Annotated in this window: 15 protein-coding genes; 10 read left to right on the plus strand and 5 right to left on the minus strand. The window is 52.1% G+C overall.

Annotation, left to right across the window (positions count from 1 at the left end; all coding sequences use genetic code 11):
- Positions 1-128: 128 nt before the first annotated feature.
- The 3 genes from HER31_RS12675 to hrpB all read right to left on the minus strand — a co-directional run bounded on the left by HER31_RS12675 (position 129) and on the right by hrpB (position 5,401).
- The gene (locus HER31_RS12675; protein WP_168660933.1) at positions 129-407 is read right to left on the minus strand and encodes a YihD family protein; all 279 of its coding nucleotides are present in this window, start codon (positions 405-407) and stop codon (positions 129-131) included.
- A 117-nt stretch (positions 408-524) separates the two neighbouring features.
- Complete coding sequence (gene mrcB, locus HER31_RS12680; RefSeq protein ID WP_168660934.1) at positions 525-2,933, minus strand: penicillin-binding protein 1B; 2,409 nt, start codon at positions 2,931-2,933, stop codon at positions 525-527.
- Entirely contained in the window at positions 2,933-5,401 is a 2,469-nt protein-coding gene (gene hrpB, locus HER31_RS12685; protein ID WP_168660935.1) for an ATP-dependent helicase HrpB, read from the minus strand. The genes mrcB and hrpB overlap by 1 nt, the downstream gene beginning before the upstream one ends.
- Positions 5,402-5,490: 89 nt before the next feature.
- Between hrpB and thpR the strand changes: the two genes are divergently transcribed.
- Together thpR and HER31_RS12695 are read left to right on the plus strand one after the other, a co-directional pair.
- Complete coding sequence (gene thpR / locus HER31_RS12690) at positions 5,491-6,012, plus strand: RNA 2',3'-cyclic phosphodiesterase (RefSeq protein ID WP_168660936.1); 522 nt, start codon at positions 5,491-5,493, stop codon at positions 6,010-6,012.
- A complete protein-coding gene (locus HER31_RS12695; RefSeq protein WP_168660937.1) occupies positions 6,005-6,268 on the plus strand; it encodes a hypothetical protein in 264 nt (87 codons plus the stop codon). Before thpR ends, HER31_RS12695 begins: the two co-directional genes overlap by 8 nt.
- Before the next feature lie 196 nt (positions 6,269-6,464).
- Here the strand turns inward: HER31_RS12695 and pepB are convergent, their stop codons facing one another.
- Positions 6,465-7,739, minus strand: coding sequence for an aminopeptidase PepB (pepB, locus tag HER31_RS12700; protein WP_168660938.1), 1,275 nt, complete (start codon positions 7,737-7,739; stop codon positions 6,465-6,467).
- Positions 7,740-7,871: 132 nt separating this feature from the next.
- Here pepB and sfsA point away from each other — a divergent pair, with 132 nt between their 5' ends.
- From sfsA to panD, 8 genes are all read left to right on the plus strand, one after another.
- Positions 7,872-8,579 carry a DNA/RNA nuclease SfsA gene (gene sfsA, locus HER31_RS12705; protein WP_168660939.1) on the plus strand — a complete coding sequence of 236 codons (708 nt, stop codon included), beginning with the start codon at positions 7,872-7,874 and terminating at the stop codon, positions 8,577-8,579.
- A 171-nt stretch (positions 8,580-8,750) separates the two neighbouring features.
- A complete protein-coding gene (dksA, locus tag HER31_RS12710) occupies positions 8,751-9,197 on the plus strand; it encodes an RNA polymerase-binding protein DksA (RefSeq protein ID WP_168660940.1) in 447 nt (148 codons plus the stop codon).
- 60 nt (positions 9,198-9,257) lie between these two features.
- Positions 9,258-10,136 carry a tRNA glutamyl-Q(34) synthetase GluQRS gene (gluQRS, locus tag HER31_RS12715; RefSeq protein ID WP_168660941.1) on the plus strand — a complete coding sequence of 293 codons (879 nt, stop codon included), beginning with the start codon at positions 9,258-9,260 and terminating at the stop codon, positions 10,134-10,136.
- A gap of 127 nt (positions 10,137-10,263) precedes the next feature.
- On the plus strand, positions 10,264-11,610 hold the full coding sequence (pcnB, locus tag HER31_RS12720) for a polynucleotide adenylyltransferase PcnB (RefSeq protein WP_168660942.1): 1,347 nt from the start codon (positions 10,264-10,266) through the stop codon (positions 11,608-11,610).
- Positions 11,607-12,083, plus strand: a complete 477-nt coding sequence (gene folK, locus HER31_RS12725) for a 2-amino-4-hydroxy-6-hydroxymethyldihydropteridine diphosphokinase (RefSeq protein WP_168660943.1) — start codon at positions 11,607-11,609, stop codon at positions 12,081-12,083. The genes pcnB and folK overlap by 4 nt, the downstream gene beginning before the upstream one ends.
- 97 nt (positions 12,084-12,180) lie before the next feature.
- Positions 12,181-12,972 (plus strand): 3-methyl-2-oxobutanoate hydroxymethyltransferase, encoded by a 792-nt coding sequence (panB, locus tag HER31_RS12730; RefSeq protein ID WP_168660944.1) that lies wholly within the window; start codon positions 12,181-12,183, stop codon positions 12,970-12,972.
- A gap of 6 nt (positions 12,973-12,978) precedes the next feature.
- Positions 12,979-13,836, plus strand: a complete 858-nt coding sequence (gene panC / locus HER31_RS12735; RefSeq protein WP_168660945.1) for a pantoate--beta-alanine ligase — start codon at positions 12,979-12,981, stop codon at positions 13,834-13,836.
- 64 nt (positions 13,837-13,900) lie between these two features.
- Positions 13,901-14,281, plus strand: coding sequence for an aspartate 1-decarboxylase (gene panD / locus HER31_RS12740; RefSeq protein WP_168660946.1), 381 nt, complete (start codon positions 13,901-13,903; stop codon positions 14,279-14,281).
- Positions 14,282-14,556: 275 nt separating this feature from the next.
- On the opposite strand, the gene HER31_RS12745 is transcribed toward panD, so the two are convergent.
- The gene (locus HER31_RS12745) at positions 14,557-17,307 is read right to left on the minus strand and encodes a hybrid sensor histidine kinase/response regulator (RefSeq protein ID WP_168660947.1); all 2,751 of its coding nucleotides are present in this window, start codon (positions 17,305-17,307) and stop codon (positions 14,557-14,559) included.

Genomic DNA, 17,307 nt, shown 5'->3' on the forward strand with positions numbered 1-17,307 from the left:
CGCGACACCCTTCCCTAAAGCACCGACATCGGTGAAGCCGAAGGCTTAAGATAAACTTCAACAGCTAACTACGACACAGCCCCCCAAAAGCGCACCTTAAGAGTGCGCATTTAGAACCATCTTGGTGTTTATTCGTTTGGATCAATGCCGCGCGCTTTAAGGATGGCTGCTTTCCAGTCGTAATCCTCAACGTAATCCTTAGCGATGCCTGGAATCATCTTACCTGCACCGGTTTCTTTCATCTTCAGGTGATAGATAAGTACATCATCGGTCAGCTCCGATAACGGCCCTTCAAACCCCGCCTCTTGTGCTAGCTGTGCCAGCATCTGCACCAGATTGAGCTGTTGATTCTTCTGCCAGACCGGATCCAATAGCTCGATAAGTTCATCAATACGGTGACAAGACATTGGGAATTTCCTCGCGCTAAAAACGTAATAGCCGCATTATGCCGCTATCCCCCTAGTTGTTATAGGGGGATAGCAGCGAACAGATCGATTGGCTTAATCGCCATCAATTTAGCGAGCTTATAAGCCCAGCAGTTTCTCAAACCAATTTTTCTTATCCGGTTGCTCATCGTTAGTCGCTAATGCGCTACCTGAGCAGCCAGATGGCTCATTCCAACTGGCTTGATCGACCGGCACCTTAATTGCCCCACGACAACGTTTCGCTACCGCTTGGCCACCGCTGGCAAAATAACCGTCACTGACCTCGTACGGACGTACCATTACCAATGACAATGGCTCACGCTGCTCAAGGTAGCGCTGATAAAGCGGCAGGGCTGCTGAGCTGCCATAGAGCCCGGCAGCACTATTGTCGTCTCGGCCAACCCAAGTGACCACTACATCGCGGTCATCGAAGCCGGCAAACCACGCATCGCGGCCATCACTGGTGGTACCGGTTTTACCCGCTAACAGGATATTAGGGTACTGCTGGCCAAGGCGCTTTGCGGTACCTCGCTGAACCACCTCGGTCAGCATGTAGTTAGTCAGCCACGCTGCATTCTCCGACAACACCTGCTGCGACGATGGTTGCTGTTCAACCAAACGATTGCCGTTACTGTCAGTAACATGACCAATGCTGTACAAACGACGATAACGGCCGCCATCGGCAAGGGTTTGGTACAGCTGTGCCATCTGATACGGGCTAGCATCCATCGCCCCTAAAAAGGCCGATGGGTTGTTGTTAAAGCGTTGAGTCCAGCCAGCACGGGTTAGGGTGTCGTTAAGTGCGTCGATTCCCACTGCCATACCAAGGTTAACGGTCGGCACGTTAAGTGAGTTGATCATCGACTCTTTTAATGGCACCGTGCCACGATACTTCTTATCAACGTTTTGCGGCTGCCAACGTTGGCCATCGTTGCTCTTTAAACTGATAGGCGCATCCTTTAGGGGCGTCATCAGGTTAAATTGCTGCGGCTCACTCAATGCGGTCAGGTACAGCAGCGGCTTGATCAGCGAGCCTATCGGTCGGTGCGCATCGGTGGCACGGTTAAAGCCTTTATAATTAGGCTCCTTATCGCCAACAACGGCCAACACCCCGCCTTGATAGCGATCGACCACCACCATCGCCGCTTGCAGCTTATTGTCATCACGCTTGGCTGCCAGGGTCTTCATCCCCTCACGCACCGCGCGTTCCGCCGCTTGCTGAGCCAGCGGGTCCAAGGTGGTATATACCTTCAAGCCCGACTCATTCAAGGTTTCTGGACCAAATCGTTCGGTTAGCTCGCGCTGCATAACTGTGCGGAAGCCCGGCAATTTATGCCGTTGGCGCCAGTTAGGATCACGCAGATTAAGTGAGCTACTGGCAAGCTGATTGTATTGCGATGAAGAGAGGCTGCCCTGCTCCATCATCAACTTGAGGATCAGGTCGCGCCGTTGTTGCGCCCGCTCAGGAAAACGCCAAGGATTGTAATAGCTTGGGCCTTTAACCAAGGCGACCAACATCGCCTGCTGGGCCATATCCAGTTCCGCGAGTGGCGTGCCAAAGTAATGCCAAGCCGCCAAGCCGACACCGTGCACTGCAATGGCACCATCTTGGCCCATATACACTTCGTTTAGATAGGCTTCGAGGATCTCATCTTTGCCGTATCGGGCATCAATAATCAGTGCCATCAAGGCTTCATTGGCTTTACGGACAATGGTTCGATCACGGGTTAAAAAGAAGTTCTTCGCCAACTGCTGGGTTAGGGTCGAGCCCCCCTGTACCGTCTTTCCCGCTTTGATGTTAGCAAAGGCTGCACGGGCGATGCCGCTGATAGAGATGCCATGATGACGGTAGAAATCTTGGTCCTCCGTTCGCAATAACGCGGTGACGAGCGGCTCTGGAATCTCGATCCGTGGCACAAATAGACGATCTTCCCGTTCACCGGTGAGGATCCGATCCAGCAATAATGGCTCCAGCTGCAAAAAACCCAAATCTCGACCATCTTTGCTGCGCTGTACTTGCGCGATTCGGTTGTCTTCGAAGTGCACCATTACCCGCATTGGCCCCTCATGGCCATTAGGACCATCAAAGGGGCGGCGATAGATCTGAATTCGAGTTTTAGCTACCGCGTATTCGCCCTCTTTGGCGGCTTTACCGGTATTACGATAGCCCAGCAGTGCCAGCTCTTTTTTTAACTGGCTATGGGTGATTGGTGCTCCAGGAAAAAGCGACATTGGTCGAGCGTAAATCTGTGCCGGTAGATACCAACGCTGCCCCTCAAACTTTTGCGCAATCAAGCCATCAAGGTAGATCCCGTAGATCACCAGCGCACTGAAGACCACCAGCCCCACCTTCCAACACAGGCTCCACATCCGCTTTAGCCAACTTGGTTTGCCGGCTTTCGCTTTGGTGGGTCGCTTTTTTGCTGGTGTCCTTTTCGCCGGTGCGCGTTTGCGTGGCGCAGCCTTTTTCGGCGGGGTTGGATTGCTGTTGGTTGGACGCTTTGCCATTAACTGTACTTCTTCACTTTTCTGGTCGGTAAGGTGTTAGCCGGATCATCAGGCCATAGGTGCTTGGGATAGCGCCCTTTCATCTCTTTTTTAACTTCCTGCCACGCTCCTTGCCAAAAACCCGCCAGATCTTCGGTGATCTGCAGTGGCCGACGGGCAGGAGAAAGCAGCTCTAAGGTTACCGGTAACTGGCCGCGGGCCAGCCTTGGCGTATCGCTTTGGCCATAAATTTCTTGCACCCGTACTGCCAATTTAACACCGTCGGCATGGTAGTTAAGGGTAAGCGTTGAGCCGGTTGGCACCGTCAACTGCTCTGGTAACTCATTGGTCAACAACTGCTGTTGCGAGTACTCTACTTGATTGAGCAACAAGGTATACAGATCCAGCTTGGCTAATTCGGCAAACTTACTCATCCCAGCCAAGTAGGGCGACAGCCAATCATCCAGATTATCGAGTAAGCCGCCATCGCTGAGATCCGGCCACGCTTCATTGCTCATCAACTTGGCCGCCAGCGCCACCCGCAAACGTAAATTTTGGCTGCGCTGGTTGAACCCCAAGCAGGACAACCCACGGCGTCTCACCTCATGCAACAACGCTTGCTGCTTATCGGCAGCACTGATGTCGGTTAAACGCTTACGAGCCAACACCAATGCACCGAGTTGAGTTTGCAACTCGGCTTTTAAGGCGCCGCTGTGACGGTCAAATTCAACCTGACGGCGCTGAACAAATAGATGTGGTGCTATCGCCTCTAAGCTATCACTATGCAGCTCAGCCGCTAAGTGAATGATGCCATCGCTACGACCTTCACGCTCATTCATAGTGGCGATAACCAACAAGCGATGGCCGCTTAAGGCATCGCCTTCATTCAAGCTGGCACCACTGCCATTGGCCAGCTGATAGCGCAAGCCGTTATCCCGACACAGCGCAATGCGATCCGGGAAGGCTAATGCCAACAGCGTACCGGCTTCACTGTGGTGTGCTGCTTGTTGTGCAAACTTACCCTGAAGTTGGCCACGCCACTTTTGCGCTAATTGACCATGACGACCACTCTTAGCTGCATCAATGCGGCGGCCAATATCAGCACCGATGTGACGGCCACGCAGTGGGTCGCCCTCCTCCACAATCGCCGCCAGCAGCGCCGCTAACGCCACCAAGCCGCGACCATGCCCGGCCTGTTCCAGCTCAGCAGCTTTACACAGCATCAACCCCATCCGAGGATCGGCACCTAACTCATGCACTTGTCGCCCTAAGCCAGTCAATTGGCCACGGTCATCAAGCAGAGCCAACTGCTGCAGAAGCTGCGCACTTTGTTGCAATGCTGGTTGTGGCGGAGAGGTTAACCATTGCAGCTCATCAGCGCCACTGCCCCACGCTGCTAGCTCTAGCTGCAAGCTGGTCAGATCGGCGCGATTGATCTCTGCACTATCCGCCTCAGCTAGGCCGTGCTGCATCGATTCGCTCCACAGCCGCACACAATGGCCGGGCATCAAACGTCCGGCACGCCCAGCACGTTGGGCGGCATTGGCTTTACTGATCCGTGCGGTTTGCAGTCGCGACAAGCCGTTACGCAAGTTAATGCTGGCGCGGCGCTGCCAGCCGGAATCCACCACCACCGAGATCCCATCGATAGTCAGACTCGACTCTGCAATATTGGTCGCCAGCACCACTTTGCGTTTACCTTTTGGCGGAGGCTGTACCGCCGCATCTTGCTCTGCACCGCTTAGCTGACCATACAGTGGGCACAGCAACACATCGTCACTGACCGTGGATTGCAGCTGTTCATGGGCGCGGCGGATCTCAGCCATACCTGGTAAAAACACCAAAATATTACCATGGCGCTGCCGCAACTGCCGTTGCACCTGAGTAACCAATTCTCCCAACCATGGCACCCCGTTGCTGGGACTAACATGCTCGATAGTGACCGGGTAGCTCCGTCCCTGACTTTCCAGCAAGGCCGCATTTGGCAACAATTGCGCCAGTGGTTGGCCTTCTAAGGTGGCCGACATCAGCATAATTTGCAGATCGTCCCGCAGGCTCGACTGCACCTCTAACGTCAGCGCTAAGGCCAGATCAGTTGCTAGGTGACGCTCGTGCACCTCATCAAACAGCACCATGGCGATACCATCGAGTTCTGGGTCTTGTTGAATCAAACGGGTCAGTACGCCTTCGGTGATGACCTCGAGCTTGGTATGCGCCGAAACCTTAGACTCGCCCCGCACTCGTAAACCAATGGTTTGGCCAACGGTTTCACCCAAACTGCTGGCCAGCCGCCGCGCGATCATCCTTGCCGCTAAGCGCCGAGGCTCCAACAACAGGATTTTTCCATCGATTTCATTCCACTGACTTAACGCCAGCGGCAGCGCCGTGGATTTACCTGCACCGGTCGGAGCTTGTAGAATGATCTGATTGTGGCTTGATAGCGTGGTGCGGATCGGTTCAAACAGATCCTCAATGGGCAGTCTCGACAACGGCTATGGCTCGCAGCAGTGATAATAGAATCCGACAGTTTACCGCACTGACAGGTAATATCAGCATACCAACATGAGTTAGGAGCCTAATGGCTAACCGTTTGTTCTTCGCTGTGCCGGTTCCGCGCAGCCAACAGTTACCGCTATTGCGGTTACAAACCCAGCTGGAGGGCGCTGGCCGGCCGGTTTTAGCCAGTAACTTCCATATTACTTTGGCGTTTCTTGGTAATGTCTGCGCCGCAGCGCAACAACAGCTCCTACAACGGTGGCAAGGGTTATCCCTACCACCGTGCCAACTGTCGTTGAATCAACTGCAGCTATGGCCCAAGGCCCAAGTGCTTGCGCTAACCAGCAATGAGTGTCCAACGCCGTTATATCAACTTGCTGGGGCATTACAACGAGACGCAGCCAAACACGGTTTACACCAAAGTCAGCACGGCTTTCGGCCACATCTGACCCTGTTTCGAGGGGCGCAACAATCGCCACTGGCAACGCAACATCTCCAACAACCCATCCTTATCAACTGCAACGAAGTGCAGTTGATGATCTCCGAACAAACTCCAGCAGGAGTGAGTTACCAACCAATAAAACGGTGGCAGTGTTATGAGTGAGTCCGGCGAATTACGCCTACTGGGAAGCCGTTTGTGGCTAGGCGCTAAATTTGGGCTGGCGTTTGCGCTGCTGATGCTAGCGTTATTGACCATCTACGAACTGATAACCACGCCTGACGGCATCTACTTTAGCAATCAGGGAGTGCAGTGGTTACAAATTGGCGAGTATCTACTGAGTTGGGGCCCACCGTTGATCGCGCTTAATGTCATTGTTGGTGCACTGCACTATTGCCGCGCCCCACATGAAGGTAATTAGTTAAGGCTGTGGACCAATTAAGTGTTGTTCTTTCCAATGCTGCTAAAGCATTGGCTAGGCGAGTCGCGATACAAAGGGGCGAAGAGAAGCAGTTGCAAGAGCGCATTCGCCACAATCTCTTCAAGCATTGAATCAAAACAACAACGCCACCCCAATGGGTGGCGTTGTTTATTCCCGCGACTGCAGGGGCAGCGTTTTAATCTTGTAGCAAAAGGTTGGTCACCGTCATCAACCCAAGCGCGGTAGCGCCATCGTGATGCATGCTATTGCCACCCTCAGAGTAAACCCCAGCCAGATCCAAATGGATCCAACCTTTTGCTGGTGCACCAGCAAATCGACTTAAGAAACCCGCCGCATTGGAAGCACCACCGGCACCGCCACCTTTTTGGGTGGTGCTGTTGGCAGTATCGGCAAATGAAGATGGGCACTTATTGGCATGAAATGGCGCCAATGGCAAACGCCACAAGCCTTCATCACCGGCAGCTGCCGCAGCCAAGGCGTCGCTTGCCGCTTGGTCGTCAACGGTAAACAGGGCGTTATAATCGCCACCAACGGCGGTCATCGCGGCGCCGGTTAAAGTCGCTGCATCGATAATGCGCTCGGCACCGGCTTCATTGGCGGCAATGAGGCCATCAGCTAACACCAAGCGCCCCTCGGCATCAGTATTAACGATCTCAACGCTGGTACCATTTTTGTAGTGAAGGATGTCGCCGAGCTTGTAGGCGTGACCGGAAACCAAGTTCTCTGCACAACATAGAAACAGTTTAACGCGCTTGTTTAAGCCGCTACGGATCGCCAGTTTCAAAGCCGCAGCAACGGTAGCTGCCCCACCCATGTCGCACTTCATGCTCACCATGCTAGCAGAAGGCTTCAACGAGTAACCGCCGGAATCAAAGGTGATTCCCTTACCAACCAACGCAATCGCTACCGGCGCATCGTGGTCGCCAGTTGGGTTGTAGTCCAACTCCAACATGACTGGTGGACGAACGCTGCCACGACCAACGCCATGAATACCAACCCAACCTGCGGTCAGCAGTGCATCGCCAACGATACGTTTGGTGGTAATGTGCGCCGGAGCCACCGCGCATAAACGCTCGGCCACCTCATCCGCTAGCACTTCTGGGCTGAGTGCCTCAGGGCTGGCATGGATAAGCGACTTCAACCACAGCGCGGCATCACGACGAGCATCTAAGGCTTCGTTGTCGTTGGCCCACTCAATGTTACCGCCATCCATAGTGCCACCAAAGCCAGCAGCGAAGCGCCACTGCTGAGCTTGAGTCCACTCCCCGGTTAAGCTAACGGAGTTGATCCCCTGCTGAGTTAACTTACGCGCCGCCGCTTGGATTTGGCGAGCTTGATCGCCATCGCTTAAATGGATCTGAGCGCCGTCTGCCGCAAAACTTACAGTGGCGCTCCCCCACTGTGCTGCTGCGGGTTGCTGGCTCAAACTCACTTTCATTGCCTGGGTCATCTCTATTCTCCTTGATTTATCACTGAGTAATGCGGTGATATGTGGCGCCGAGTGTATCACTTACTGCCCGTTTTTTGATGCCGCGCTCATATGTGACTAAATCACCAAAGACCAAGTCGAGACAAAAAGCCGATGAAGTTCGAACCGAAATTAGAGTCCGCCCGTTTAATTAAACGTTACAAACGATTTTTGGCTGACATTGAGTTAGCGAATGGCACTCAGATAACCATCCACTGCCCCAATACCGGCGCCATGACCGGCTGTGCAGAACCCGGCTGGCGGGTGCATTATTCCGACTCCAACAACCCGAAGCGGAAGTATCGCCACACTTGGGAGTGGGTTGAAAACGGCCAAGGCGATGCGATTGTGGTTAATACCGGCCGCGCCAACTATCTGGCTGAGGAAGCGTTAACAAACAAGCTCATTCCTCAACTGGCTGGCTACAACTCTATCAAACGTGAGGTTAAATATGGTCAAGAAAACAGCCGTATTGATCTTCTTTTGCAAAACAGTGATCTGTGCGATTGCTATGTAGAGGTTAAAAACGTCACATTACTGGCCGAAGATGGCCAAGGTTATTTTCCAGATGCGGTGACCACCCGTGGTCAGAAGCATTTGCGCGAATTAATGTCGATGGTGGCGCAAGGCAGTCGCGCCTGCATCCTATTTGTGGTGGCTCATAGTGGCATAACCAAAGTAACGCCCGCTGAGCACATCGATCCAAAATACGCACAACTTTGCCGCGACGCTGTCGCTGGAGGGGTCGAATTTTATGCAGTTAGCGCCCATGCACACAGTGAGGGCATTAGCCTAATTGAGCCAATTGATGTAATGATATAAACCGTTTATTCAGTTATTTGCGCTCAGTTGAAGTCGGCAGGATTAGGGGATTTGTTCAGTTTTCACCGAACAATGCTATTTTTGTCGATTGCGCATTTGCAAACCTTCTGGTATAGATAGCGCCCGAATTTAGAGAACTGCCTCTCGTATATAGTAAACAGGAGACGCCTGATGCCGCAGGGCAAGACCAAAAAAATCGGCGTATTGGCATACGCCAACGTGGAGCCTTACCAGGAAAAAGCTGGTGAGGAGTACATGAACGAGACGCAATTAGCTCACTTCAAAACCATCTTGGAAGCTTGGCGCTCCCAGTTGCGTGAGGAAGTAGACCGCACCTTGCACCATATGCAAGATGAAGCAGCTAATTTCCCAGATCCGGTTGACCGCGCAGCTCAAGAAGAGGAATTCAGCCTCGAATTGCGTACCCGCGACCGCGAACGTAAGTTAATCAAGAAGATCGAAAAGACCTTGGTTAAAGTGCAAGAAGATGACTTCGGTTTCTGTGATTCTTGCGGTATTGAGATTGGCATCCGCCGCTTAGAAGCGCGTCCTACTGCTGATCAATGTATCGACTGTAAGACTCTGGCAGAGATCAAAGAGAAGCAGCTGGTCGGTTAAGCCGCCGCTGTGCGGGAGAGTCTAACTCTCCCGCCCTCATCCTTAACTTTGCCTTCCTTGATGCCTGCTTACGTAGGACGTTTCGCTCCCTCCCCGTCTGGACCACTTCATTTTGGCTCACTGCTTGCCGCAGTTGGCAGCTATTTGCGTGCCCGTAATTTGGGTGGCCAATGGCTGGTGCGAATGGAGGACATCGATCCACCAAGGGAGGTGCCCGGTGCCGCAACCACCATATTGCACCAACTGGAGCAGTATGGTTTGCACTGGGATGGCTCGGTTCGATACCAAAGCCAGCAAAACGAACGCTATGAAGCGATACTAGCCCAGTTGTATGAGCAACGGCTGAGCTACCATTGCGACTGCCCCCGAAAACGGATCAAAGCCGTGGGTGGCATTTACGACCGTCATTGTCGTAACTTAGCTAAACCAGCTGAGGATTGTGCGGTTCGGTTGGTTAATCAACATGGCTGCCATCAATTTAATGATCTGTTGCTAGGTCAGATTGAAACCGACAGTGCCTTCGCCAGCGAAGACTTTATATTAAAGCGCCGTGATGGGCTGTATGCATATCAACTTGCTGTGGTTGTTGATGACCACGACCAAGGCATCACTGAGATAGTGCGTGGTAATGACTTGCTCGAACCGACGGTTCGACAGATCTCGCTCTATCACACGCTTAACTGGCAAACACCGTCGTTTCTGCATTTGCCATTGGCCATCAATGTCGATGGCAACAAGCTATCCAAGCAGAATCATGCGCCAGCGCTGGATAGCACCAATGTCAGCCATACCATGGCGACTGCACTAGATTTATTAGGGCAACCATTGCCTGCCGAGCTAAATAAGGCTCCAGTAGCGGAGCAACTGAACTATGCCGTCGCTGCTTTTGAGTTAACTAGAGTACCGACAACACGCCAATTGGCCGCGCCGTGCCGATGATAACGGTTTATCATTTAACCAACCTTGGTATATCATTGCGCGCCAGAACAGTAGGGTTGAGTAAGCTCAGCCAAATCACCCAAATTCAACGAGGTGTACCATCCTTAAGCGTCTAAAAAACATCGCAATGCGCCTGATTGGCAGCGACAAGCCGGTGCCAGCCGAACCGCAGTTGGAGGTGGTTCCCCGCTCTGCGCATGGGATCTCACGCAACGACATCAGCGAAAACGCTCTCAAGGTGCTGTACCGTCTGCATAAAGCAGGCTATGAAGCCTATCTTGTTGGCGGCGGCGTACGCGATCTACTACTACGCCAGCAACCGAAAGATTTCGATATTGCCACCAACGCGACCCCAGAGCAGATCCGCAAGCTGTTCCGTAACTGTCGTTTAGTCGGTCGTAGATTCCGTCTGGCTCACATCCTATTTGGTCGTGACATCATCGAGGTAGCAACACTGCGTGGCCACCACGATGCAGGCAATGCCAAAATCGCCAAGCAAGATGATGCTGGTCGCCTGCTGCGTGACAACGTATACGGCAGCATCGACGAAGATGCCGAGCGCCGTGACTTTACCGTCAATGGTCTCTATTACGACATCAGCGATTACAGCGTCCGTGACTACTTTGGTGGCATGGATGACATCAAAGCCAAACGCCTGCGCCTAATCGGTGATCCGCAAACTCGCTACCGCGAAGATCCAGTGCGGATGATCCGCGCTGTCCGTTTTGCCACGAAATTGGGCTTTAGCATCGATAAAGCTACGGCGGCGCCGATCCATAAGATGGCACCAATGATGGCGGACATCCCTGCGGCTCGGCTGTTTGAGGAATCACTCAAGCTGCTAATGTCTGGCAAGGGCCAGGAAAACTTCCACATGCTGCGTGAGTTTGGCCTGTGGGAACCGATGTTCCCACTGCAAGAAAGCCTGCTTAAGCGCGATGAAGACGGCAAGGTTATGCGCTTAATGGAAGCGATGCTGGCTAACACCGACGACCGCGTTAACGCCGACAAGCCGGTAACACCAGCGTTTCTTTACGCTGCGTTACTTTGGTATGTGGTGGAAGACCTCGCCAACGCTAAGCTAAAGAAAGGCATGGCGCCTTACGACGCCATTACCGCTGCAGCGGGTGAAGCGATCAGCAAACAGTGTAAAACCATCTCATTGCCGCGTCGCTTTACCACGCCGGCACAAGAGATCTGGCAGCTGCAAGGTCGTCTCGATAAGCGTAGTGGCGCCCGCGCATTCAAGATGTTCGAGCACCCACGTTTCCGTGCCGCCTACGACTTCCTGTTGCTGCGTGCTGAAGCAGAGCAAGATGAAGAGCTGCTGGAACTCGCCCGCTGGTGGACCACCTTTAATGATGCCGACGATCACAGCCGTCGCATGATGGTACGCAGTTTAGGCAATGACGGTAACCGTCGTCGCCGTCGCCGCCCACGTCGCAAGCCAAACGCTAAGCCAGCACAACAATGATCCGTTGCTACATCGCGTTGGGCGCTAATCTCGCCCAACCGGATCAACAACTGCGCCAAGCCCTTCAGGCTTTGGCGCAGTTGCCACAAACCTCATTAGTTAGCCACTCACAGCTGTACCGTAGTCCACCGATGGCGGGTATGGTGCAGCCGGATTACTGCAATGCAGTGGCAGCTATTGATACTGCCCTTAGCCCGATAGCGCTGCTTGATCATTTGCAACAGCTTGAGCACAACCAAGGCCGCGAACGGCATAGCCGTTGGGGGGCTCGCACCTTAGATCTGGATATACTGCTGTATGGCGACCAACAGATTGAAAGTGAACGTCTAACCGTACCTCACTACGGTATCGCTGAGCGCATCTTTGTTTTACTGCCCTTATTCGAGCTTGCCCCAGCACTGTTGTTGCCCGACGGCAAACCATTGGTTTCCTTGGTAAGTAATTGCCCGCCACAGCCCTTATCCCTCTACTAATTCGTCATATTTAGTAACAAGGCACTAACTCAATATTGAAATAGTGCCCGTTTCTGTCATATAACAGTGCCCCAAATGGAAGTAAGGCAATCGTTATATGGACAACATCACAATCTCTACTCTCAGCCGCTATAAGGCTGAAAAACGTAAGTTCGCTGCGCTAACGGCCTACGATGCCAGTTTTGCCGCGCTGTTTGAGCAGAACAATGTGCCCGTATTATTGATTGGCGATAGCCTTGGCATGGTTTTGCAAGGCGGCAATGACACCCTCAAGGTCACCGTTGAACAGATCGCTTATCACACCCGTAGCGTGGTCCAAGGCGCCCCTAACGCGCTGGTGATTGCCGATATGCCCTTTATGAGCTACCACACCGTAGAAAGCGCCTGCAACAATGCCGCGGAGCTGATGCGTGCTGGGGCTAATATGGTCAAGCTTGAAGGTGGCGAATGGCTGCTCGATACCGTACGTGCTCTCACCCAACGCAGCGTGCCGGTATGTGCTCATTTAGGCCTTACGCCGCAATCGGTCCACGTGTTTGGTGGTTATAAAGTTCAAGGGCGTGGTGACGCTGGCCAAGCGATTATCGATGAAGCACTGCAACTGCAACAGGCTGGAGCAGCGATGCTGGTGCTGGAATGTGTACCGCATCAATTAGCCCGCACTATCACCGAACAGCTTGATATCCCTGTGATCGGCATCGGTGCAGGAAAAGATACCGACGGTCAGATCTTGGTGATGCACGACATTCTAGGGATATCCTCTGGCTATATACCTAAGTTTTCCAAAAACTATTTGCTGCAAACTGGCAATATCGCCACCGCCGTTCAAGCCTTTGTTGATGAAGTCGCCCATGGTGATTTCCCTGCGGCCGAACACACCTTTGGGTAACGATCTATGCAAACCGTAACCGATCCCGCTCGTCTTCATCAGTTGGTATTGCAGTGGCGAGAACAGGGCTTTCGTGTCGCCTTTGTGCCGACCATGGGCAATCTGCATCAAGGCCACATCGAGTTAGTTAATCAGGCACGCCAGCGAGCTGATAAGGTGGTCAGCAGCATCTTTGTCAATCCCATGCAATTTGGCCAAGGGGAAGACCTTGATGCCTACCCACGCACACTGGATGACGATAAGAACAAACTCTATGACGCCAGCTGTGATCTGTTGTTCACCCCTGAGGTGGAACTGCTTTACCCTGCTGGTATAGGCAGCCAAACCTACATTGAAGTACCGGCAATATCCGACCTACACTGCGGGAACAGCCGTCCCGGTCACTTTCGAGGGGTAGCGACTGTCGTGGCCAAGTTGTTTAACTTGGTCCAACCGGATATCGCTCTATTCGGTAATAAAGACTACCAGCAATTGGCGGTGATCCGCGCCATGGTGCGAGATCTCAATATGCCGGTGCAGATTGTTGGGGTTGATACGGTGCGCGACGACGATGGCTTAGCCAAAAGTTCACGCAACGGTTACCTGACCGATGAACAGCGCACTATTGCGCCTAAATTAAAACAGGTGATCGATGCCACTGCGACCGCCATTCACAGCGACGGTTTAGCCCAGCGAGAGCAGTTACAACAGCAAGCGCTGCATTCACTGAATGCCTATGCCTTTGTGCCCGATTATTTCGAGATCTGTCATGCAGATACCTTACAACCTGCGCAAGTTGGTGATAATCAAATCGTTATTCTTGCAGCGGCACAACTTGGGAAGGCCCGCCTAATCGATAATTTGCGGCTGGATCTGAGCAAATGATCTGCTAATATGTCGCGTCAACAAGATTGTTACATGTGTTCAACGTTTGTTCGTGGAGTATCGAATGCAACGAATAATGCTAAAAGGGAAATTGCATCAAGCTCGCGTAACTCATGCCGAGCTTGAATACGAGGGTTCTTGTGCTATCGATCAAGATTTGCTGGATGCAGCAGGGATCTTGGCGTTTGAAAAGATCGAGATCTATAACATCGACAATGGTGAACGTTTCAGCACCTATGCTATTAGCGGGGAGCGCGGCTCCAAGATGATCTCCGTCAACGGCGCGGCGGCCCATAAAGCAAGCCCAGGCCATCGTGTCATTATCTGTGCCTATATGACCATGAATGAAGCCGACGCCAAGGTACACCAGCCTAGCTTGGTATACTGCGACGCGAATAACAGCATTAAGGGTACCGGCAACGGTATCCCCACCCAAGCCGCTTAACTGCCCTTGGGGATGCAACTAACGGACGCTGCGGCGTCCGTTTTTGATCCTTGCTGATTAATTATACTCTAGCGGCGTTAACTCGATTAGCAAGGTAACAAACACCCAGCGGTAACTTCAGCTAATGGGATAACGCCTTGCCTATTCAGCTGAAGCGATAGCAGCCAAGGTCAAGATTGCAGTGATAGCTGCTCTCCTACCAGCTCCGAGCAATGCACTATAAGGCGGGTCGATTCACACTCGTGCGGCTAGGATGTAACTGAATGATGGCTCAACTAATGTGGGCTAAGCATTGCTGCAAGCAACTGTTGGGCCTGCTCAAAATCGTAATTTTTTAGCAGATCATAGGCTTTTCGTAAGGCTTGCCGTTGCTCGTGCGCTAATTGAAACTGCTCTAATTGCTCTAGCAGGTCCGGCGCAGCGGAATCAAACTGTTCACAACATTCAATAATCTCAATCAGTCTGTGTTCTAACTCTGCGTGAGCGAGAGGTTGCTTAGCGGACTTGTCCTCAGGCGCGGTTGCTACATTAACCTGATGCAGCTGCTGCAGTAGCCGTTCGATGCTTGGCTTGAATTGTGCCAGCTGCACTTCAACATCGGACTGTTGCTGTTCACAAGCAAGCTCCAGAGCCTGTGCTGGCGCTACAAGTCCGTTCGCACCGATAGTAGCTAACAACCCCTTTATAGTGTGTGCTAATCGCATACAGGTGACAAAATCTTGCTGTGCAAAAGCATCATCAAACTGGCTAACAAACTGCGATTGAGATTCACAAAACTGCAGTAATAATTTGCGATAGAGTTTTGGGTTTTGTTCGGTATTGATTAGTCCGATATCACTATCAATCAAACTCACGTTAGCCAGTTGCGAAACCAAGTTATCAGCCAAGTTGTCGCTTTCAGTCAACTGCTGCTTTGGCAGCCCAGTTGGGGCTGCTGGTACGATCCACTTAGCCATAGTGGCAAACATATCTTCAACCCGAATCGGCTTGCCAATATGATCGTTCATCCCAGCTTCGAGCACCCGCTTTCGGTCTGAAGTCATTACATTGGCAGTCATAGCAATAATTGGCATGGAAGCGAATGATTCATTCAACGCACGGATTCGTTTGGTTGCCTCGAAACCGTCCATCAGCGGCATCTGGCAGTCCATAAGGACCCCATCGAACGATTCAGACTCAATGCACTTAATCGCCTCGACACCGTTTTCAGCAACGACGACTGTTATCCCGTTTGCAGTAAGAAACTCTATTGCTAATTCCTGATTAAAGGCATTGTCCTCAACCAGTAGCAAATGGGCTCCAGCCAGTTTCTGCACGTTAGCGCTGAAGCTTTCGCATTTGATCGTCTTACGATCTTGGCGACGATGCTGTTGTTCTAGCCCAAACACTTCCATCACGGTGTCGTATAGCGATGATGCCGAGACCGGCTTGCTAAGCACGCCGTTAAGTAGTTGCGGACTGCCCGCGTGCTCCTTAACGTCGCTGAGGCTAGCGGCGGTGAGCATGACTATCGGTAACGGTCCTAACACCTTAAGCGCCTTGGCGGTTGCAACGCCATCAAGACCCGGCATTCTCCAGTCAACAAAGGCTAAATCAAACGGCTGCTGCGCCTGTTTCATCGCCTCTATAGCCCGCTGACCTGAGGTAACCGATGTCACCTCAAAACCAAAGGACTCAAGCATCATCGATAGGATCTGGTTGGCGATAAAGTTGTCGTCGACGATCAACACTCGCAAGTCATCCAGCTCGGCAGGCTTAATCAGTATTGGTTGGCGCTGCTGCTGTTCATGATCGATCGCCAGCTCAGCATTAAATTTGAAGGTACTGCCTTGTCCTTGCTGGCTGCTGACAGAGATCTCACCGCCCATCATATCGACCAATCTCTTCGATATTGATAACCCCAGACCGGTACCACCGTATTTGCGCGTGGTTGACGTATCGGCCTGCGAGAACGACTGAAACAGCTTCGCTTGCTGCTCGGCGCTCATGCCAATACCCGAATCTTCAACCGAAAAGCTAAGCTGAGCGGTATCACTGCCGCTGTTGGGGCATCTAACCCGCACCACCACATGCCCCTGCTCGGTGAACTTAACCGCATTATTAGCGAGATTGATCAGAACCTGCCCCAGCCGCAACGGATCACCGATCAGGCTTTGTGGCACCTCTGGAGCAATATCAAACAGGAACTCTAGATCCTTCTCTTCCGCTTTTAGGCTAATCAAATTACCTAAGTTAGCCATCACACTATCAAGCTGAAACGGAATCTTTTCCAAGGTTAGCTTACCGGCTTCAATCTTTGAAAAATCAAGGATATCGTTGATGATCCCCAGCAATGATTCAGCAGATAAGTTGACCTTCTCAATGTAATTGCGTTGTTTGCCTTCCAACTCAGTTTGCAGCACCAAATGCGACATACCAATGATGGCATTCATTGGTGTACGAATCTCATGGCTCATGTTAGCCAAAAAATCACTTTTCGCTTTATTGGCCGCATCTGCTTCGATCATCGCCTGTTGGAGTTCGCCCGTTCGCTGCTCCACCTCAACCGCCAATTGTTGCGATTGGGTTTGCAACGACTCATTCTTGAGTTCGAGCTCAGAAAGCAGCTCTTGGCGGCTCTTATGATTGAATAAATCGTGGATTTTGTCTCGATTCAGTTCGAACGCCTGCGACTGAGTGGCGGTCAACCCAATGGCCAACTGGAGCTGTTGCAGATCACCTACAGGATGCTGAATAACCTGAGCAAACAAGGAGTTGGCATTACTTGGCAAACGAAGTGGATTACTGGAACCAATTGATAGCCACAACTTGGCGGCCACCGGAGTTTGTTGATGAGTGATAGACAGCGTAACCGGCTCATTTAAACGGTCGTAGTTGGCTGATTTCAGCAGTGATGACAACTGGCTGACCACCCGAGTTAGGTAGATACTTTGCAATCCGCACAACAACCCAACACGGTGGAACTTGCTGCGAACACTGTAGATTGCATCAAAGTTATAGATTGTGAGTTTAGCAACGGTATTCAT

The sequence above is a fragment of the Ferrimonas lipolytica genome (genome assembly GCF_012295575.1).
Taxonomy (GTDB): domain Bacteria; phylum Pseudomonadota; class Gammaproteobacteria; order Enterobacterales; family Shewanellaceae; genus Ferrimonas; species Ferrimonas lipolytica.